Origin of the sequence: Sphingomonas sp. PP-F2F-A104-K0414 (assembly GCF_004340945.1) — a bacterium.
Classification (GTDB): domain Bacteria; phylum Pseudomonadota; class Alphaproteobacteria; order Sphingomonadales; family Sphingomonadaceae; genus Sphingomonas.
Map to the genome: position 1 here is coordinate 598130 of NZ_SLYD01000001.1, position 19742 is coordinate 617871.

Annotated in this window: 17 protein-coding genes; 8 read left to right on the plus strand and 9 right to left on the minus strand. The window is 66.6% G+C overall.

All coding sequences use genetic code 11. The annotated features are described in order from the left end of the window. Positions 1-24 precede the first annotated feature (24 nt). Positions 25-1023: a ligase-associated DNA damage response exonuclease gene (locus C8J46_RS02565; protein ID WP_132735330.1), complete on the minus strand. Its 999-nt coding sequence runs from the start codon at positions 1021-1023 to the stop codon at positions 25-27. A gap of 89 nt (positions 1024-1112) precedes the next feature. Next, the gene (locus C8J46_RS02570) at positions 1113-1718 is read right to left on the minus strand and encodes a hypothetical protein (protein ID WP_132734732.1); all 606 of its coding nucleotides are present in this window, start codon (positions 1716-1718) and stop codon (positions 1113-1115) included. 83 nt (positions 1719-1801) lie between these two features. On the opposite strand from C8J46_RS02570, the gene C8J46_RS02575 reads away from it, so the two are divergent. The 3 genes from C8J46_RS02575 to C8J46_RS02585 all read left to right on the plus strand — a co-directional run bounded on the left by C8J46_RS02575 (position 1802) and on the right by C8J46_RS02585 (position 6880). Further along, positions 1802-4234 (plus strand): ligase-associated DNA damage response DEXH box helicase, encoded by a 2433-nt coding sequence (locus C8J46_RS02575; RefSeq protein WP_243643185.1) that lies wholly within the window; start codon positions 1802-1804, stop codon positions 4232-4234. 364 nt (positions 4235-4598) lie between these two features. Continuing rightward, positions 4599-5408, plus strand: a complete 810-nt coding sequence (locus C8J46_RS02580) for a retroviral-like aspartic protease family protein (protein WP_243643186.1) — start codon at positions 4599-4601, stop codon at positions 5406-5408. Between the two features lie 74 nt (positions 5409-5482). Next, entirely contained in the window at positions 5483-6880 is a 1398-nt protein-coding gene (locus C8J46_RS02585; protein WP_132734736.1) for a M20/M25/M40 family metallo-hydrolase, read from the plus strand. Between the two features lie 159 nt (positions 6881-7039). Here the strand turns inward: C8J46_RS02585 and C8J46_RS02590 are convergent, their stop codons facing one another. Then, on the minus strand, positions 7040-8941 hold the full coding sequence (locus C8J46_RS02590) for a potassium transporter Kup (RefSeq protein ID WP_243643208.1): 1902 nt from the start codon (positions 8939-8941) through the stop codon (positions 7040-7042). A 230-nt stretch (positions 8942-9171) separates the two neighbouring features. Between C8J46_RS02590 and pdeM the strand changes: the two genes are divergently transcribed. Further along, positions 9172-9834, plus strand: a complete 663-nt coding sequence (pdeM, locus tag C8J46_RS02595) for a ligase-associated DNA damage response endonuclease PdeM (protein ID WP_132734740.1) — start codon at positions 9172-9174, stop codon at positions 9832-9834. Between the two features lie 188 nt (positions 9835-10022). On the opposite strand, the gene msrA is transcribed toward pdeM, so the two are convergent. The 4 genes from msrA to pabB form a co-directional block, all read right to left on the minus strand. Beyond that, entirely contained in the window at positions 10023-10682 is a 660-nt protein-coding gene (gene msrA, locus C8J46_RS02600) for a peptide-methionine (S)-S-oxide reductase MsrA (protein ID WP_132734742.1), read from the minus strand. Positions 10683-10725: 43 nt separating this feature from the next. Further along, positions 10726-10866, minus strand: coding sequence for a hypothetical protein (locus C8J46_RS20670; protein ID WP_165886436.1), 141 nt, complete (start codon positions 10864-10866; stop codon positions 10726-10728). Between the two features lie 343 nt (positions 10867-11209). After that, positions 11210-12409 carry a pyridoxal phosphate-dependent aminotransferase gene (locus C8J46_RS02605; protein ID WP_132734744.1) on the minus strand — a complete coding sequence of 400 codons (1200 nt, stop codon included), beginning with the start codon at positions 12407-12409 and terminating at the stop codon, positions 11210-11212. A gap of 50 nt (positions 12410-12459) precedes the next feature. Further along, positions 12460-14220 carry an aminodeoxychorismate synthase component I gene (pabB, locus tag C8J46_RS02610; protein ID WP_132735334.1) on the minus strand — a complete coding sequence of 587 codons (1761 nt, stop codon included), beginning with the start codon at positions 14218-14220 and terminating at the stop codon, positions 12460-12462. An 80-nt stretch (positions 14221-14300) separates the two neighbouring features. On the opposite strand from pabB, the gene C8J46_RS02615 reads away from it, so the two are divergent. Then, positions 14301-14978: an MBL fold metallo-hydrolase gene (locus tag C8J46_RS02615; protein ID WP_132734746.1), complete on the plus strand. Its 678-nt coding sequence runs from the start codon at positions 14301-14303 to the stop codon at positions 14976-14978. Positions 14979-15232: 254 nt separating this feature from the next. Here the strand turns inward: C8J46_RS02615 and C8J46_RS02620 are convergent, their stop codons facing one another. Together C8J46_RS02620 and C8J46_RS02625 are read right to left on the minus strand one after the other, a co-directional pair. After that, on the minus strand, positions 15233-16858 hold the full coding sequence (locus C8J46_RS02620; RefSeq protein ID WP_132734749.1) for a M28 family metallopeptidase: 1626 nt from the start codon (positions 16856-16858) through the stop codon (positions 15233-15235). Next, positions 16855-17298, minus strand: coding sequence for an MAPEG family protein (locus C8J46_RS02625; protein WP_132734751.1), 444 nt, complete (start codon positions 17296-17298; stop codon positions 16855-16857). Before C8J46_RS02625 ends, C8J46_RS02620 begins: the two co-directional genes overlap by 4 nt. 204 nt (positions 17299-17502) lie before the next feature. Here C8J46_RS02625 and rpmF point away from each other — a divergent pair, with 204 nt between their 5' ends. From rpmF to C8J46_RS02640, 3 genes are read left to right on the plus strand one after another with little or no spacing between them, the layout of a single operon-like run. Next, complete coding sequence (rpmF, locus tag C8J46_RS02630) at positions 17503-17682, plus strand: 50S ribosomal protein L32 (protein ID WP_056054400.1); 180 nt, start codon at positions 17503-17505, stop codon at positions 17680-17682. Between the two features lie 41 nt (positions 17683-17723). After that, entirely contained in the window at positions 17724-18752 is a 1029-nt protein-coding gene (gene plsX, locus C8J46_RS02635) for a phosphate acyltransferase PlsX (RefSeq protein ID WP_132734753.1), read from the plus strand. Continuing rightward, complete coding sequence (locus C8J46_RS02640; protein WP_132734755.1) at positions 18749-19717, plus strand: beta-ketoacyl-ACP synthase III; 969 nt, start codon at positions 18749-18751, stop codon at positions 19715-19717. Before plsX ends, C8J46_RS02640 begins: the two co-directional genes overlap by 4 nt. Positions 19718-19742 lie beyond the last annotated feature (25 nt).

The window sequence follows — 19742 nt, forward strand, 5'->3', positions numbered from 1 at the left end:
GCAGCCTCCGCAAAGCGCAAGGCCTCAGTCGTCCTCGTCCTCGAACCCGACCAGCGCCAGCGCGCGCGCTTTGATCTGGCGGGTCATGCACCAGTGGACCAGCGCATCCTCGCGCCCGTGCGTGACCCACACCTCCTGCGGGGCGATCTCGGTCAGTGTCGTGGTGAGTTCGTCCCAATCGGCATGATCGCTGAGGATCAGCGGCAGTTCGACGTTCTTCTGGCGCGCCCGCCCGCGCACGCGCATCCAGCCGCTCGCCATCGCGGTGATCGGATCGGGCAGCCGCCGCGACCAGCGATCGTTGAGCGCGCCGGGCGGGCACATCACGACATGCCCCGCCATGTCCGCCTTCTTCGCGTCTGCCACGGGCAGGAGTTCGCCAAGCCGCACGCCGTGCTCGGCGTACAGGTCGCACAGCTTTTGCAGCGCGCCGTGGATGTAGATCGGGGCGGTATGCCCACGCTCACGCAGTTCGGCGATCACGCGCTGCGCCTTGCCGAGCGCATAGGCGCCAACGACGACGCAGCGATCGGGGTTGGCGTGCAGCGCGGCGATCAGCTTGTCGATCTCGTCGCCCGTGTCGGGGTGGCGGAACACGGGGAGGCCGAACGTCGCCTCGGTGATGAAGACGTCGCATTTGACGGGTTCGAACGGCGTGCAGGTCGGGTCCGGGCGGCGCTTATAGTCGCCCGAGACGACGATCCGCTCGCCGCGATAATCGAGCACGATCTGCGCGGAGCCAAGGACGTGGCCGGCGGGAACGAAGCCGATATCGACCTCTCCCATCCGGATCGTCTCGCCATACGCGACCGGGTTGCCGGCCTGCGGACCGTAGCGCGCGTCCATGATCGCCAGCGTTTCCGGCGTGGCCCAGACCGCCTCATGACCGCCACGCGCGTGATCGGCGTGACCGTGCGTGACAAGCGCCTTCGCGGTCGGGATCGAGGGGTCGATCCACGCGTCGATCGGCTTGACGAGGATGCCGTGCGGATGCGGTTCGAGCCAGTCGCCAAGTTTTGCCATGATCAGGTAACGCGTGACGCGGCGGTGCGGTGCCGTCGGCAGCGTATGCACGGCCTTACGTCATCGCCCCCCGCCAAAGGGAGGATCGGTCAGCGCCGTCCGCCGACCTTGATCGTCGCGAGGATCGCATCCATCCGCGCCGCCGCAACCGCCTGGGTCGGCGCATTCCGACCCGCGGGCGCCGCCGCCTTCACCGCATAGGTGACGCGGTCGATCGCGTAGCAGGCGCCGTTGATGACGCTGCGGAAGTTGGTCGCGTTGACCTGCTGGCTCATGCCCGCATCGCCGTTCGTATAGACCGTCCAGCGGTGGCCGCCGAGCATCCGGTTCGGCAAGCGCTTCGCATGGCCCGAGACCATCCCCGCCGTGCCGCAGGTCGCCACCACGGCCGCGCTCCGGCTGAAGCCGACCTGGATCATCTCGGTCACCTGGCCCTGGCCATCGGTCGGCTTGGCGACCTCCCAGAAGCGGACGATGCCGACGCCGCGCCCGACCGGGGCGCCATCCCACATCTGTCGCCAGCCGCTGTTCATCAGCGCGCGACCCGCGAAATTGCGCGTCGGCGTCAGGCTGGAGGCATAGGACAAGCGGACCATCCCGCCCCCGCCGACGAACGACTTGCTGGCGGCAGTGGCATTGGCGAACGGCAGGAGTGCGAGCAACGGTAGGGGCAGGAGATAACGAAAAAGCGACACCGATCGTCTTTCACAACAGAGCTTTAGCCAAAGTGGCGGTCGTTCCGCACGCGGTCCATAGCGGTGCGGCGCGACGCCCCCATATGACGACGATGCGTGAACAGGCCGTGAGCGACCTCCCCCTCCCCTTGGAAAACTGGTTTGTCGCGAGGGGTTGGCGGCCGCGGCGGCATCAGCTCGAGATGCTCGCCGAGGGCCGCGCGGGGCATCATGCCCTGCTGGTCGCGGCGACCGGCGCGGGCAAGACGCTCGCCGGGTTCCTGCCGACGCTTGCCGAGCTGATCGAGGCCCCGACCACCGGTCTCCACACGCTCTACGTATCGCCGTTGAAGGCGCTGGCGGTCGACGTGCAACGCAATCTGCTGACGCCGATCGACGAGATGGGCGTCGATATCCGCGTCGAGACTCGCACCGGCGATACTCCTTCGGATCGCAAAGCCCGCCAACGGATCAAGCCGCCGCAGATCCTGCTGACGACCCCTGAATCTCTGTCGCTGCTGCTGAGCTATCCGGACAGCATCACGATGTTCGAAAACCTCCGCACGATCGTCGTCGACGAGGTCCACGCGTTCGCGACGGGCAAGCGCGGCGACCTGCTCTCGCTCTGCATGGCGCGGCTCCAGAAGATTTCGCCGGGGATGCGCCGCGTCGCGCTGTCGGCGACGGTCGCGGATGCCGACGGCTATCGCGCGTGGCTCGCGCCCGACGGCGATATCGATCAGGTCGCGATGGTCCGCGGCGAGGCGGGTGCGGATCCCAACATCGCGATCCTGCTGCCCGAGGGCCGCGTGCCGTGGTCGGGGCATTCGGGCCGCTATGCCGCCGCGCAGGTGATGGCGGAGATCGAGGCGCACGAGACTTCGATCGTGTTCTGCAACACGCGCAGCCTGGCGGAACTCATCTTCCAGGACCTGTGGAAGGTGAATGCGGGCAATCTGCCGATCGGCGTCCATCACGGCAGCTTGGCGAAGGAAGCACGCCGGAAAGTCGAGAATGCGATGGCGGAGGGGAAGCTGCGCGCGCTGGTCGCGACGTCGAGCCTCGACCTGGGGGTCGACTGGGGCAATGTCGATTGCGTGATCCAGATGGGCGCGCCGAAGGGATCGTCGCGGCTGTTGCAGCGGATCGGTCGTGCCAACCACCGGCTCGACGAATCATCGCAGGCGATCGTCGTGCCGGGCAACCGGTTCGAGTATCTGGAGGCGCGCGCGGCGCTCGACGCGGTCGAGGCGGGCGAGCTCGATGCGGATATCTTCCGCGTCGGTGCGCTCGACGTGCTCGCGCAGCACGTCATGGCATGCGCGTGCGCAGCGCCGTTCCACGAAGCTGCGTTGCTCGACGAGATCCGCTCTGCCCTCCCCTATTCGGCGCTGCCGACCGAGACGTTCGAGCGCGTACTGCACTTCATCAGCGACGGCGGCTATTCGCTCAAGGCCTATGACCGGTTCAAGCGGCTCACGAAGGATGCGGACGGGACGTGGCGCGTCAGCCACCCCAAATTCATCGGCCAGCACCGGCTGAATGCGGGGATCATCGTCGAGGCGACGATGCTCAACGTGCGGTTCGGCAATGGCCGCGTGCTCGGCCGCGTCGAGGAGGCGTTCGCGGCGCAGTTGAGCCACGGCGACACGTTCTTCTTCGCAGGGCTGAGCCTGGAGGTGATGAAGATCGACCTCGAGGATCTGGTCGTCCGCGCGACATCGAAGCCAGCGCGCATCCCGACTTATGGCGGCAGCCGGATGCCGCTGTCGACCAACCTCGCCGACCGCGTCCGCGGGTTCCTTGCGCATCCCGGCGACTGGGCGCGCTTCCCCGACGACGTGCGCGAATGGTTGGAGATGCAGGCGTATCGATCGGTCATGCCCGAGCCCGGCCAGCTGCTGGTCGAGACGTTCCCGCGCGAGGGGCGGCACTACATGGTCGCGTACAGCTTCGAGGGGTGGAACGCGCACCAGTCGCTCGGCATGCTGATCACGCGGCGGATGGAAACGCAGGGGCTGAAGCCGCTCGGCTTCGTCGCCAATGATTATGCGCTGGCGGTGTATGGGTTGGAGAAGATCACCGATCCGGCGTCGCTGTTCTCGGCGGATATCCTCGAGCATGAGTTCGTCGAATGGGTGCAGCAATCGCACCTGCTCAAGCGCGCGTTTCGCGAGGTTGCGGTAATCGGCGGGCTGGTCGAGCGCCAGCATCCGGGCAAACGCAAGACCGGCAAGCAGGTGACGTTCTCGACCGACCTCATCTACGACGTGCTGCGCAAGTACGAGCCGACGCATCTGCTGCTGGAGGCGGCGTGGGCGGATGCGCGGGCGCGGATGACCGATGTCGGGCGGCTGGCCTCGCTGCTCGACCGCGCCGCGGCGACGATGGTGCATGTCGATCTAGAGCGTGTGACGCCGCTGGCGGTGCCGGTGCTGACGCTGATCGGGCGGGAGAAGGTGGCGACGAACAGCTCGGATGACGCGCTGCTGATTGAGGCGGAAGCGATGATCGCCGACGCGATGCGGCCGGATTGAGCGGCTGCGGCTGCCCACGTTCAAACACCACCCCGGCGAAGGCCGGGGCCCAATTGGAAAGGTGATCGTAACGGAACGTTGCCCTCCATTAGCAATCCCCCCCAATTGGGCCCCGGCCTCCGCCGGGGTGGTAGCGTTTGGGAGGGATGTTCGGGCTTAACAACGGTAGTTGCGCATGGACGAATTCAGGCGCAGCATTTGCAGCATGCACAGGTGGCTAGCCCCTCTACTGCTAGCCATCGCCGCCCAGGCCAGCGCCCAGGACGCAGCGTTCCCGCGCACGAATGCTGCACCCTCGCCAAGTGCAGCATCCGCAACAGAGCCCGACCCCGCTACGCTCCTGTTCGGTGACGACCAGACCCGCATGACGGTGCCCGTAACGATCGCCGGTGCCGGCCCCTTCCGCTTCATCGTCGATACCGGCGCGCAGCGTACCGTCATCGCCCGCGAACTCGCCGCCACGCTCGGCCTTGCCCCAGGCCGGACCGTCCGCGTCACCGGCATGACCGGTTCGGACAGCATCGGCACGGTCATCATCCCCTCACTCAAAGTCAGCGTGATCGGCAGCGCCGCGATCGAGGCCCCTGCGATCAGCGCGATTAACCTCGGCGCGCGCGGGTTGCTCGGGATCGACACGTTGCAGGATCATGCGGTGGGGATCGACTTCGACACGAAGACGATGACCGTCACCCCCTCGCGCAAACGCCAGAATCGCGAACGCGCCGCCCCCGACGAGATCGTCATCCGGGCGCGGAGCCTGTTCGGCCAACTCGTCGTCACCGACGCCTATTGCAACGGCATCCGTATTCGCGTGATTCTCGACACCGGCACCTCGGTCAGCATGGCCAATGCCGCGCTCCGCCGGAAGGTGACGCGCAAGGGCCTCGGCAGTGCGGGCGCGTCGCAGCCCGTGTCGCTGACCGGCGTCACCGGCGAAACCGTGGTCGCGGACTACACCACGATCGACCGCGTTTCGATCGGCAGCCTGACCCTCGGCGACCTGCCCGTCGCCTTCACCGCGATCGATGCGCCGCCGTTCCGCCAGTTCGGCTTGTCGGAGCGCCCGGCGATGCTGCTCGGGATGGACGTGCTGCAACTGTTCCGCCGCGTCGACATCGACTTTGCCAACCGCGAGGTGCGGCTCACTTTGCCGCGCGGAACACGCCGACGGTGAGCGCCGCGGCGTCGAGGTTGCGTCGGCGCCTGTTCGCTGCAACTCTCTGTGCCGGAACGAACAAGGGGACGACGATGCGCGCAACTGGCTGGCTACTCACGGCGGCGATTTTGACCACGCCTGTTACTGCACAGGCGCAATCGCGGCCCGACCAGAAGGCGTTTCTTGGGCTCTACAAGGAGCTGGTCGAGACCAACACGACCATATCCTCTGGCAGTTGCACGCAGGCCGCGGCACAGATCGGCGCGCGTCTGAAGACCGCGGGCTATGCGGACGCCGACATCACCTATTTCTCGGTGCCCGAGCATCCCAAGGACGGCGGGCTGGTCGCGGTGCTGAAGGGGTCGGACGCGGCGCTCAAGCCGATGCTGCTGCTCGCGCATCTCGACGTGGTCGAGGCCAAGCGCGAGGATTGGGTGCGCGATCCGTTCAAGCTGATCGAGGAAGGCGGCTATTATTACGCGCGCGGCACCGTCGACGACAAGGCGCAGGCGGCGATCTGGTCCGACGCGATGATCCGCTTCAAGACGAGCGGCTACAAGCCGAAGCGGACGATCAAGCTGGCGCTCACCTGCGGCGAGGAGACGACGTTCGCGTGGAACGGCGCGCAGTATCTGGCGAAGTCGAAACCCGACCTGATCGCGGCCGAGTTCGCGCTGAACGAGGGCGGCGGTGGGCGGCTCGACGACAACGGCAAGCGCCAGCTGCTGGCGATCCAGGTCGGCGAGAAGGCGGCGCAGAACTACACGTTCCTCGCCACCAACCCGGGCGGGCACAGCTCGCAGCCGATTCCCGAGAACGCGATCTACGAACTCGCCGATGCGGTGAAGGCAGTCCAGGGCTACGAGTTCCCGGTGAAGTTCACCGACACCACCAAGGCGTTCTTCGCGGCGAGTGCGAAGGCGATGCCGGGCGAGATGGGGGATGCGATCACGAAGCTGCTCGCGAACCCCGAGGACAAGGCGGCGGATGCGATCGTCAGTCGTGACAAGGCGATGCATTCGACGTTGCGCACGACCTGCGTGGCGACGTTGCTGAACGCGGGTCATGCGGAGAACGCACTGCCGCAGCGCGCGACGGCGAACATCAACTGCCGCATCTTTCCGGGCGAGACGGTCGACGGCACGCTCGCCAAGCTGAAGGAACTGGCGGGGGCGAAGGTGACGGTGACGGCGAACCAGCCGGTCCGCCCGACCGCGATCCCGCCGACGCTCGACCCGAAGATCATGGGGCCCGTGACCAAGGTCGCGGCGAAGCACTTCCCCGGCCTGCCGATTCTCCCACTGATGTCGACCGGGGCGACGGACGGCATTTTCTTCGAGGCGATCGGCATCCCGGTCTACGGCGCACCGGGCGTCTTCATCGACAAGGACATGGGCGGCATCCACGGCCTCAACGAACGAATTCGTGTGAATTCCCTGTATGACGGCCGAGACTACCTCTTCGACCTCGTGAAGGCCTTCGCGGGGTAACGACGTATTCCCTCGCCCCTCCGGGGAGAGGGAGGGAGGAGCTTTAGGCGACTGAAGGGAGAGTGGTAGTTGGGATCCACGTCCCGAGCCTCACTCCCCTCTCCCTTCCCACGGCAAGTGCCGCGGGCCCCTTCCCTCTCCCCGGCGGGGCGAGGGAGGTTAGACGGTGACCTGCTCGCCCAGCTCGAGCACCTTGCCGGGCGGGATCTTCAGGAAGTCGGTCGGGTCGCTCGCGTTGCGTTGCAGGAACAGGAAGATCCGGTCCTGCCATGGCGGCATGCCCTTCTCGGCATCGGGCTTCAGCGTGTTGCGACCGATGAAGAACGACGTCCGCATCGGGTCGAGCCCGAGCTGCTCGGTCTTGTTCCCGACGCCGAGATCGCGCGGGACGTCGGGCGATTCCATGAACCCGTAGGTCAGCACGACGATCGAGAAATTGTCGTCGACGCGTTCGACCTTCGCGCGCGCGGACTCCTCGACGAACGGCCGGTCGGCGGTGCGGATGCTGACGATCAGGTTACGCTCGTGGAGCACCTTGTTGTGCTTGAGGTTATGCAGCAGCGCACCGGGCGTCGCATGCGGGTTCGCGGTCAGGAACACCGCGGTCCCCGACACCCGCTCTGGCGGACGCTTCTCCAGCGCGGCGGCGAGGTCGCTCAGCGGGATGCTCTGGCGCTTCTCGAACGCGCTGACGATCTTCTTGCCGCGCACCCAGGTGAAGATAATCAACCCGATCGCGGCGGCGATGACCAGCGGCACCCAGCCGCCCTCGATCACGCGCAGGATATTCGCGCCGAAGAAAATGAGATCCAGCGTCAGGAACGGCAGGATCGCCGCCAGTGCGAGCGGGCGCGACCAGTTCCAGCGATGGCGGACGACGATGTACGCCAGCAAGGTGGTGACGACCATCGTGCCGGTCACCGCGATGCCGTACGCGGCGGCCATCGCCGACGACGTCTTGAACTGGATCACCAGCACGAGCACGCCGATCAGCAACAGCCAGTTGATCGCGGGCAGATAGATCTGGCCGGCGAACACCGCCGAGGTCTGGCGGATGCGCAGGCGCGGGAGGAGGCCGAGCTGGATCGCCTGCTGCGTCAAACTGAACGCACCGGTGATGACCGCCTGGCTGGCGATCACCGTCGCGAAGCCCGCGAGGATGATCAGCGCCGGGCGCAGCGATTCGGGCGCCATCAGGAAGAACCAGTCCTGATTGACGAACGGAATGCCCTGTCGTGCCGCATCCTCGAGCTTGGCGAGCGCGAACGCCCCCTGTCCCAGATAGTTGAGCGCGAGTGCCGGGAACACCAGGAAGAACCAGCCGATGCGGATCGGCAGCTTGCCGAAATGGCCCATGTCGGCGGTCAACGCTTCCGCGCCGGTGACGGTGAGGAACACCGCGCCAAGCACGAACAGCCCTGTCACGCCGTGCGTCGCGAGGAACGAGATGCCGTAGGTCGGCAGGAAGACGCGGACGATCGAGGGCTCGTCGGCGATGTGCCAGATGCCGAGCGCACCGATCGCGACGAACCATAGGATACAGACCGGGCCGAACAGCTTCGACACCTGCGCCGTCCCGCGCGCCTGGATCATAAACAGCGCGATCAGGATGCCGATCGTCAATGCGCGGACGACGCCTTCGTTGAAGATGTGCGCCGCGCTCGGGATCGTCCTGAGGCCTTCCATCGCCGACAGCACGGACAAAGCCGGCGTGATGATCGCATCGCCGTAGAACAGCGACGCGCCCGCCGCGCCGAGCACGATCGCGATCCGCGACCGCATGCCGAGCGCGCGACGCGCGAGCGCGGCCAGCGCGAGCACGCCGCCCTCGCCCTGGTTGTCGGCGCGCATCAGGAAGATGACGTATTTGACGGTGACGACGAGGAACAGCGACCAGAGCGCGAGGCTCAGCACGCCGAGGATCTCGGTCGGATCGATGCCGCCGGCGGACGTCTGGCCGAGCGCCTCGCGGAACGCGTAGAGCGGGCTGGTGCCGATATCGCCGAACACCACGCCGATCGCGCCGACGGTCAGCGCGGCCAGCGCCGGGTGCGGATGCAGATGCGCTGCGGAAAGATCGGAGGGCGCGCACGCTTGCGCCGCCGCCTGCTCGGCGGTCGGTTCGGTCACGACGGCAGTTTGGGGTGTTCCGGCTACGGACGTCATGGCGCGAAGAGCGCTCCTCCTGAGGGGACGGCGCGCTTTACGCCGATTGGAGGCATGCGCAAGCCCCACCCGGTTCGCGACGATGGCGGGTTGATTCGGTGCGACGGGGGCGGCATGGCGGAAGGATGGTTCCCTTTTCGTTCGGCGGACATGCGCTTCTGGCGTTGCCACAAGGCGCACTGTTCTGGCCGGAGCGGCGCGCGTTGCTGGTCGCCGACCTGCATTTCGAGAAGGCGAGCTGGTTCGCGGGGCGCGGCCAGATGCTGCCGCCCTATGATTCGATCGCGACCTTGGCCGATCTCACCGCGCTGGTTGCGGCAACCGGCGCGCGCGAGGTCTGGTGCCTGGGCGACAGCTTCCACGATAGTGACGGGTGCGAGCGGCTGCCGCAGCGCGCGCAGGATATGCTGCGAACGCTGACCGACGGGACGCGCTGGACGTGGATCACGGGCAATCACGATCCGGCGATCCTCGATCGGTGTGGCGGGGAGGTCGTGGACGAGGTCGTCGTCGACGGACTGATGCTGCGCCACGAGGCCGACCGGGCGGAGACGCGGCCCGAACTGTCGGGGCATTTCCATCCGAAGCTGCGGTTGCGCGTGCGGGGAAAGTCGGTCGCGCGACGCTGTTTCGTGACGACCGCGACGAAGCTGATATTGCCCGCGTTCGGGTCGCTGACGGGGGGGCTGGATGTCAACCATCCGGAGATCGTGCGCGCGGTGGGCGTTGGTGCGGAGGCCATGGTGCCGGTGGCGGACCGGATGCTGCGGTTCCCGGTGGCTGCTTAGTCGCCGGCGTTCTTTCCGCGCATTCCCAAGCTCCCTACGTTCAGACCCAATCCGCTACCGCGCCCGCGCACGTCACCCTAGCGAAAGCTGGGGTCTCCCGCGTGGCTCGGGACATCCGCCAAACCGGGATATTCCAGCTTTCGCTGGAATGACGGACTTGGGGTGGGCGTCTTCTTAAGCCTATCGCCTCAGCTCGAAATCGTCGGAAACGCCGCGCGGAAGGCTGTCACCTTCGGCTTGTCCCACATTACGATGTACGGATGCGTCGGGTTCCGGTCGTAGAAATTCTGGTGATACGCCTCGGCCGGGTAGAACGCGCCCGTCTCCAGCTTCGTCACGATCGGCCCGGAGAACGCATGCGTGGCGCCAAGCTGCGCGATGTACGCGCGGGCGACCTGCGCCTGCGCCGGCGACTGCGGGAAGATCGCCGAGCGATAGCTGGTGCCGCTATCCGGTCCCTGGCGGTTCAAGCTCGTCGGATCATGCGCGATCGAGAAATAGACGCGCAGCAACGTGCCATAGCTCACGACTCGAGGGTCATACGCGACCTTGATCGCTTCGGCATGCCGAGTCGTTTCGGCCGAGACCTGGTCGTAGGTCGCAGTTGCCTTGGTGCCGCCGGCATAGCCCGTCGTTACCGCCTTCACACCCTTCACGTGCTCGAACACCGCCTCCATCGTCCAGAAGCAGCCGCCGGCGAGTACCGCGGTCTGGAGACCGGGGGTCGCGGGAAGGTCGGTCTTGACGGCGGGAATGACGATCGCGCGGGCGCCCTGTGCGGCACCGGTGGACATGAATGCACCGGCGATACCGACGGCGGCGAGCGTGGCGAGGAGCGGCTTTTTCATGTGTGGATACATGGTGTTGCCGCAAGCCTTCGCCAAGTAGCCGTCAGCGCGTGACGCTGTGTTCGAAATGGCTGGCGAAGGTCTGGCGCGCTTCGGCAGGCTGCATCACGAGCAATCCGAGCGCACCCAAGACGAACCCGCCGCTGAACTGCCAGAAGAAACTCGACTTTATGATGCTGCGCATGATGCGATCCCAATGAATTTTGCCGACACCAACCGGATAGGTCGGGATCAGCTACGTACCGGCATGTCGTAGAGATGCCGGCCAACCACAATGTCGTTTTTAGAAACTCTCGATTAACGCGCCGTGGCCGATGCGTTCATCGTGCAGCAGGCATCGCCCGACAGGATTGCTGGGCGATGTCGCCGCGTGTCTCGAATGTTGCTCGAACCTAGAATCCTCCCCCGCAAGGGGGAGGTGGCTGGCTCTTGCCAGACGGAGGGGGAGGACACGAAACAGACGTTGCCGTCTGCCTCCCCCTCCGTCGCTCCGCGCCACCTCCCCCTGGCGGGGGAGGATCGAGCTGTTACTTCAGCGCGGCGCAGGCCGTCTGGATGCGCGTGCAGGCCTCGCGGAGCAGCGCGTCCGAGGTGGCATAGCTGATGCGGAACGCCGGGCTGAGACCAAATGCCGCACCCTGCACCACCGCCACTTTCGCGTCGTCGAGCAGATAGCCGACCATCGCCTCGTCGGTGTCGATCAATCGGCCGTTCGGCGTCGTCTTGCCGATCAGGTCGGCGAACGACGGGTAGACGTAGAACGCACCCTCCGGCGTCGGGCAGTGCATGCCATCGATCTCGTTGAGCATCGACACGACCAGATCCCGGCGGCCCTGAAACGCGGTGTTGCGCTCGGCGAGGAACGACTGGTCGCCGTTCAGGGCGGCGACAGCGGCGGCCTGTGCGATCGAGCAGGGGTTCGAGGTCGACTGCGACTGGAGCTTGGCCATCGCCTTGATCAGCCACGACGCGCCGGCGCCGTAGCCGATCCGCCAGCCGGTCATCGCATACGCCTTCGAGCAGCCATTGACGGTCAGCGTGCGCTCGAACAGCTCGGGGCATGCCTCGGCGATCGTCGCGAACTTGAAGCCGTCATAGACGATGTGCTCGTACATATCGTCCGCGAAGATCCAGACGTGCGGGTGCCGCGCGAGCACCGCGCCGAGCGCCTTCAGCTCGTCGATCGTGTAGCCGGCCCCAGTCGGGTTCGACGGCGAGTTGAGGATCACCCACTTGGTCTTCGGCGTGATCGCCGCATCGAGCGCCGCCGGATCGAGCTTGTAGCCGACCTCGGGGCCCGCCTTGACGATCACCGGCACGCCGCCCGCGAACTGGACGACGTCGGGATAGCTGACCCAGTAGGGCGCGGGGATGACAACCTCGTCGCCGGGATCGATCGTCGCGACCATCGCGTTGAACAGGGTGTGCTTGCCGCCGACGTTCACGCTGATCTGGTCGGTGGTGTAGGTGAGGTTGTTGTCGCGCGCGAACTTGGCGACGATCGCCTGCTTCAGCTCGATCGTGCCGTCGACGTTGGTGTACTTGGTCTTGCCGTCGCGGATCGCCTGGATCGCGGCCTCCTTGACGAAGTCCGGCGTGTCGAAATCGGGTTCACCCGCACCAAGCCCGATCACGTCGACGCCTGCGCGCTTCAGTTCGAGAACGCGCGACGTGATCGCGAGCGTCGGCGAGGGGCTGATGCGGCCGAGCGCGGCGGATGCGTGCATGGTGTAACCTTTGCGGTTGTCCGCGAGCGTCGCCGCGGAATTCGCGGGCGCTATACGCTCCGCTTGGCCGAATTCGCAACCGTAACGATAGCCGGAATCAGCCCGCGAACCGCATTTCCGATGAAGAGGCCGGCGGTCAGGTCGGCCCGGTTGATCGGCGCCTCGGTTGCGCGGCCCGATTCGAGCAGATCGGCCCGGAGGATGCCCGGGAGCAGGCCATGCCGTAGCGGCGGCGTGACGAGGCCGTCGCCTCGTGGCACGAACAGCGACGTGAAACTGCCTTCGGTGAAGAAGCCGTCGGCATCCTCGAACACGACTTCGAACGTCCCCGCTTCCTTGCGAGCATCGTCGTAGAAGTCTCGCGCGGACGTCTTGTGACGCAGGCGGAAGTCGGCGGCGGCGACCGGCAAGGGCACGATCGCGACGGTTGCCTGCGCAGGGGACTGCGGCAGTGGCGCGGATTCGATCGCGATCGCGCCCGATGGGCTCAGTAGCAGGCGGACGCGGCGGGGCCCGCGCAACCGGAAGGTTGCGGCTTGCAGTTCGTTGCGCGCGGTGTGGCGGTCGAAGGTGAAGCCGAGCGCCTCGGCACTAGCCTTCATCCGCGCGAGATGGGCTTCGAGGCGGGTCAGGCCTTCGTCAGGGTCGAACGCCATCGTCTCGATCAGGTCGAAGGGGCGCTGGCCGGCGGTGACGAACGCGCCCTTGGCATGGCATTCCGCCCATTCCGCGTCGGCGTCGCTGTCGGCTACGATGCCCGAGCCGAGACTCATCATCGCCTTGCCGTCTTGAATTGCCAACGTCCGGATCGCGACGTTGAAGATCGCGTCGCCGTTCGGATCGAGGCGGCCGATCGCGCCAGTGTAGATGCTGCGGACGCGCGCGTGCTCGACTTCGGCGATGACCTCCATCGCGCGCTGTTTGGGGGCGCCGGTGATCGATCCGCACGGGAACAATGCGGTCAGGACGTCGACCGCGTCGCAATCGGGTTTCAGGGTCGCGGTGACGGTCGAGGTCATCTGGTGGACGGTCGGATAGGTCTCGACGGTGAACAGGTCCGGGACCGCGACGTGGCGCGCGACCCGCGACAGGTCGTTGCGCATCAGGTCGACGATCATGAGGTTTTCGGCGCGCTGTTTCGGGTCCGCCGCGAGCGCTTCGGCGAGCGCGCGGTCGGCGTCGGGCGTATCGCCTCGCGGTGCCGTTCCCTTCATCGGGCGACAGGTGAGCGTATCGCCGTCGAGTGCGAAGAAAAGTTCGGGGGAGAGCGACAGGAAGCGCGTCTCGCCGGTGTCGATCAGCGCGCCGTACCCCGCCCCCGCCTGGCGCCGCAGCCGGGCATAGAGCGCGAGCGGGTTGCCGACGAACGGCACGCTGGCGGCAAAGGTGAGGTTCGCCTGGTAGATATCACCTGCGGCGATCAGGTCGAGAACGCGCGACAGGCTCGCGTCGTAGGTGTCGCGGTCGATCAGCGGTCGGGGTGTGCCGGTCCATGCGCCCGCGGGATCGGGGAGCAGTGCGGCGACGTCTTGCGCGGCGATCGTTTCATAGCCGGCGAACAGACCGAACCACAGCAGCGGTCCTTCGGTGCGGACGTCGACCGGCTTCGATGCGAGCGCGGCGCCGGCTTCGTAGGTGAGATACCCGGCGGCGTGGAGCCCTTCCCCGCGGGCGTCACGGAGCGCGTCGAGCGCGGGGCCAACCTCGGCGAGCGTATCGGCGCGGACGATCCGGACGGGATCGCGGTACAGTCGTGCCGGAGCGCCCCCCTCGCGGGCGTCATCGAACAAAACGAAGGGCGCGGTCCACATCGCCGCGACTGTTGCACGGGGCACGGGGCAAACCGCAAGCGGCGATTGCTCCAACCGGTGCGCTATCCTATTTCAGCGGCATGACAAATCCTCCCCTCCGCGCTGCGCCCCCGCTCCGTGCTGCCATCGTGCCGGTCACGCCGATCCAGCAGAATTGCACGATCCTCTGGTGCACCGCGACGATGAAGGCGGCGGTGATCGATCCGGGTGGCGACCTGCCGCGGATCATGGCGGCGGTCGAACAGGCCGGGGTCACGGTCGAGAAGATCCTGCTGACGCATGGGCATATCGACCATGCGGGGGGCGCCAAGCGACTGTCGAACGATCTCGGCGTGCCGATCGAGGGACCGCACGAGGCGGATCGCTTCTGGTTGCAGCGGCTCGACCAGGATGGGCCGAAATACGGGATTTCGGGCGTGAATTTCGAGCCGGACCGGTGGCTGGTCGAGGGCGATACGGTGTCGATCGGGGATCTGGTGCTCGATGTGTACGAGACGCCGGGGCATACCGAGGGCCATGTGATCTTCCACCATGCGCCATCGAAATTCGCGCAGGTCGGGGATGTGCTGTTCCAGGGGTCGGTCGGGCGATCGGACATGCCTGGGGGGAATCACCAGACGCTGGTGAAGTCCATCGTCGAGAAGCTTTGGCCGCTGGGGAGCGATACGAGCTTCATTCCGGGGCATGGGCCGGCGAGCACGTTCGCGCATGAGCGGGCGACGAATATGTTCGTGAGCGATCGGGCTTTGGCGGCGTAGCTGCTACCCTCCCCCTAAGCTGTTCCCCCGCGAAGGCGGGGGTCCAGGATACCACGCGATAGCGCCCGTAACCTTGGGCTCGCGCCTTCGCGGGAGAACGAGAAGAAGAAGCGCCACCCTCCCAATCACTCCACCCCGGCGGAGGCCGGGGCCCAATTGGGGGACGTAGATTGGGTAGGTAGCGCTCCGTTACTGAAACCTTTCCAATTGGGCCCCGGCCTTCACCGGGGTGGTTGCCAGAGCAGGGTACGGGCTTACTTCCGCTCCCCCGCCGTCTCACCCCGCACCGACTTGAACTCCGACCCGTCGCGCCATTCCGGCCACAACCGGCTGCTCGCCAGCTTAGTCCCGATCGTCTGGAACAGATCCACGTCCTGCGCCGCACCGCGCAGGTCCCAGTCGGCGCCCCACGCGTCACACGTCTGGTGATAACACTTCATATAGCCGTCGAGCCACGCCTGCCCCGCGGTCCGACCACCCGTAACCAGATCGGGCGCACCACTGATCGCCATCAGCAGCAAGGTCGGCACGCCGCGCCGCGCGACCGAGAAATGGTCGGCGCGGTAGAACAGGCCACGTTCGGGAAGGGCTTCGGGAGTTACGACGCGGTCCTGCGCCTTCGCGGCGTCACCCAGCATGTCCTCGAGGCTGTTCTGGCCGGCGCCGACCAGCATGACGTCCTTTGCCGGCCCTGCCGTCTGGAGGATATCGAGCGTCAGGTTGGCGACCGTCTTGGCGGCCGGATAGACCGGGTTCACCGCATAGGTCTCCGAGCCCAGCAACCCACGCTCCTCGCCACTCCACAGCGCGAAGACGAGGCTGCGGTCGGTCCGCGGGGCCTTGGCGAAATTGCGCGCGAGCTCGAGTACGCCCGCCACGCCGAGGCCGTCGTCGTTCGCGCCAGGCCGGATCGTCCGGCCCTGCGCATCGGGCGCGCCGATGCCGTAGGCGTCCCAGTGCGCGCCGAACATCACGACCTCGTCCGCGTGCTTCGTGCCGGGGAGCTTCGCGAGCACGTTCTGGCTCACGGCGGTGTCGTGCTTCACCGGCAGGTCGGTGGTGAACGCCCGATTCAGCGCGACCGGGCGGAAGTCGCTCCGCCGCGCCGCTTTGCGCAACGCCGCCAAGTCGAGGCCCGAGGCTGCGAACAAACGAGTCGCCGCGCCGCCCTCCAGCCAGCCCTGGAGCAGCACCCGCGACTCGGGATCTTTACGGACGATGTCGTAATTCTCGCCGGCGGGGGCCGTGACGGTGTTCCAGCCGTAGCCCGCGCCCGGCGTGTCGTGGACGATCAGCGCGCCGACCGCGCCACGTCGCGCGGCTTCTTCGTATTTGTACGTCCAGCGGCCGTAGTAGGTCATCCGGCGGTCGCCGAACTTGCCCTTCGCATCATAGCCTGCGACCGCTTCGAAATCGGGATCGTTGACCAGGAAGACCGCCACCTTGCCCTTCAGGTCGAGCCCCTTGAAGTCGTCCCAGCCGCGCTCCGGCGCGGTGACGCCGTAGCCAACGAACACCATCGGCGCGTTGGCGATTGCGACCCGGTCGACGCCGCGGACGGTACTGAGATAGACGTCACGCCCCTGCACCAGCGCGATATCGCCAGCGCGGACAGTGCCAGAACCCATCCGGGTGTGGACGAGCGGAACGGGTTGCGTCCAGCTGCCGTTCGGGCCACCGGGCTGTGCCTTCATCGCCTTGAACTGCGCGATCAGCCAGTCGATCGTCTTCGTCTCGCCGGGCGTGCCAGGCGCGCGCCCCTCGAACGCATCGGAGGCGAGCGTCTTTACGTCGGCCGACAGGCGTCCGGGAGAAACTTGTGCAACCGCAGGCGACGCGGCGAGCAGCGTGGCGGCGGCAATGAGATAGCGCGCGCTCATGCCTGCGACCCCGACGGCACGACCTGGAAGGTCTTGGCGGCCGGCACCGCGTTCGTTTGATACGCGATCGTCAGCGCCCAGCCGGCAAGCAGCGCCATCAGCGCCCACGTCGCCAGCGCGCCGCCTGCCCGCGGCAGGCTCGACGTTGTCCGGTCCATCCCGAACGCATGCGCTACACGTGCAATCACGAACACCGCGCCCGCGATCCACAGCCAGAGCGTCGATCCCCCCGCCAGTTCGATCAGCCCGATCAGGATCAGAATGAACGGCGCATATTCGGTGAAGTTCGCATGCGCGCGCATCCGCCCCTGCAACAGCGCGTCGCCATTGTCGCCGATCAGGACGTTGCCCTTCACGCGCATCGGCACGATTCGGAAGGCGAGCCAGAGATTGACGACGGCGGCAGCCGCGGCGATCGTCAGCGTTACGGGTAATATCACGGCGTTGCCCCTCGTTGGATGTCGGCCGAGGTCCTGCCACTGGTGACCAATGGTTGCAACGCGGGACGAAATCGCTATAGCGCCACGCTTCGCGAGCGTCAGGCCGCATGGGTTGCTTCAGGCGGCCGGCATTCATGTCGGTTGCCGAGTTCCGTGTCCGGGCGTACTCGGAGCCCCGACCTTTAGATTGAACAAGGTGCCGAAATGGCCGTCCCCAAAAGAAAAACCTCGCCCTCCAAGCGCGGCATGCGCCGTGGCCACGACTCGCTCACGATCGCGTCGTTCCAGGAATGCCCCAACTGTGGCGAACTGAAGCGCCCGCACAACCTGTGCGGTTCGTGCGGTCACTATAACGGTCGTGAAATCCTCTCGATCGAGGGCTGAGGCTTCCATCCGGAACCTCTAACTTGAACGAAGGATTGATGATGCCCGACAGCGGCTGGATCGCGGTCGATGCGATGGGTGGCGATGACGGGCTGGCAGTGATGCTCGCCGGTGTCGCGCTCGCGCGTCATCAATTCGAGGGCATGCGCTTTCTGCTGGTCGGCGACGAAACTGCGATTCGCGAGGGGCTGAAGGCTCATCCGAACCTGTCGCAGAATTCGGAGATCGTCCACGCACCAGAGGTCGTCGGGTCGAGCGAAAAGCCGACCCAGGCGATCCGGCGTGCGAAGAAGACGTCGATGGGCATCGCGATTGACCTGGTCAAACAGGGTCGCGCCGCCGCTGCTGTGTCGTCGGGGAATACCGGCGCGCTGATGGCGATGGCGAAGCTGTCGCTGCGGATGCTGCCCGGGATCGACCGGCCGGCACTCGCGGCGCGTCTGCCGACCTTGGGCGATACCGACATGGTGATGCTCGACCTCGGCGCGAATACCGAGTGCGATGCGCGCAACCTCGTCCAGTTCGCGATCATGGGCGCTGCCTATGCGCGCACCGCACTCGACATCCCGCATCCTCGTGTCGCGCTGCTGAACATCGGCAGCGAGGACATGAAGGGCACGGACGAGATCCGCGATGCGGCCGCGCAGCTGCGTGCGACCCCGGCGGTCGACATGCAGTTCAACGGCTTCATCGAGGGCGACCGGCTATCGCGCGGCGAAGTCGACGTCGTCGTGTGCGACGGCTTCTCGGGCAACATCGCGCTGAAGACCGCCGAGGGCACCGCGCGATTCGTCGCCGACCTGCTCAAGCGCGCGTTCCGCAGTTCGGTGCGCTCGAAGCTCGGCTTCCTGATCTCGCGCCCCGCCACCGAATTGTTGCGCGATCATCTCGATCCCAACAACCACAACGGCGCGGTATTCCTCGGGCTCAACGGTATCGTCGTGAAGAGCCACGGCGGCGCGACCGATCGCGGCGTCGCGACCGCGATCGGCAATGCCGCCAAGATGGTCCGCAACGATCTGATCCGGCGGATCGCCGACGATCTCGGCAATGTGGAGAAGGCGGCATGATCCGTTCGGTCGTCATCGGCACCGGCTCCGCCCTGCCCGCGCGCCGCGTCTCCAACGCGGAACTGGCAGAGCAGGTCGACACCAGCGACGAGTGGATCGTCGAGCGCACCGGTATCCGCTTCCGCCACATCGCCGGCGAAGGCGAGACGACCGCGACGCTTGCTGCCGACGCGTGCCGCGCGGCTTTGACTGCGGCCGGGATCGAGGCGCAGAGCATCGACCTGATCGTGCTCGCCACCGCGACCCCCGACCAGACCTTTCCGTCGAGCGCCACCAAGGTGCAGGCGATGCTCGGGATCGACGACTGCGTCGCGTTCGACGTCGCCGCCGTCTGCTCGGGCTTCCTCTACGCGGTGCAGGTCGTCGACAGCATGATCCGCAGCGGTGTCGCCAAGCGCGGGCTGGTGATCGGCGCCGAGACGTTCAGCCGCATTCTCGACTGGGAAGACCGGACGACCTGCGTGCTGTTCGGCGACGGCGCCGGCGCGATCGTGCTGGAGGCGCAGGACACCGCCGACGAAGGCGGTCGCGGCATCCTGACGACCAAGCTGCACGCGGATGGCCGTCACAACGAATTGCTCTACGTCGATGGCGGCGTCTCGACGACCGGGACCGTTGGCAAGCTCCGCATGAAGGGCCGCGAGGTGTTCCGCCATGCGGTGACCAATCTAGCGTCGGTCATGACCGAGTCGCTGGCGATGGCGGGGCTGGCGTCGGACCAGGTCGACTGGGTCGTGCCGCATCAGGCCAATGCGCGTATCCTGGACGCGACCGCGCGGAAGTTGGGCCTTGCCCCGGCGAAAGTCGTGGTCACCGTCGACCAGCATGCCAACACGTCGGCTGCTTCCGTACCGCTCGCATTGGACGTCGCCGTACGCGACGGACGGATCAAGCAGGGGCAGATCATAGTGCTCGAAGCGATGGGCGGCGGCTTCACCTGGGGCGCTGCAGTTATCCGCTTCTAAGCCGTTCGAAACATATCGATTCGCT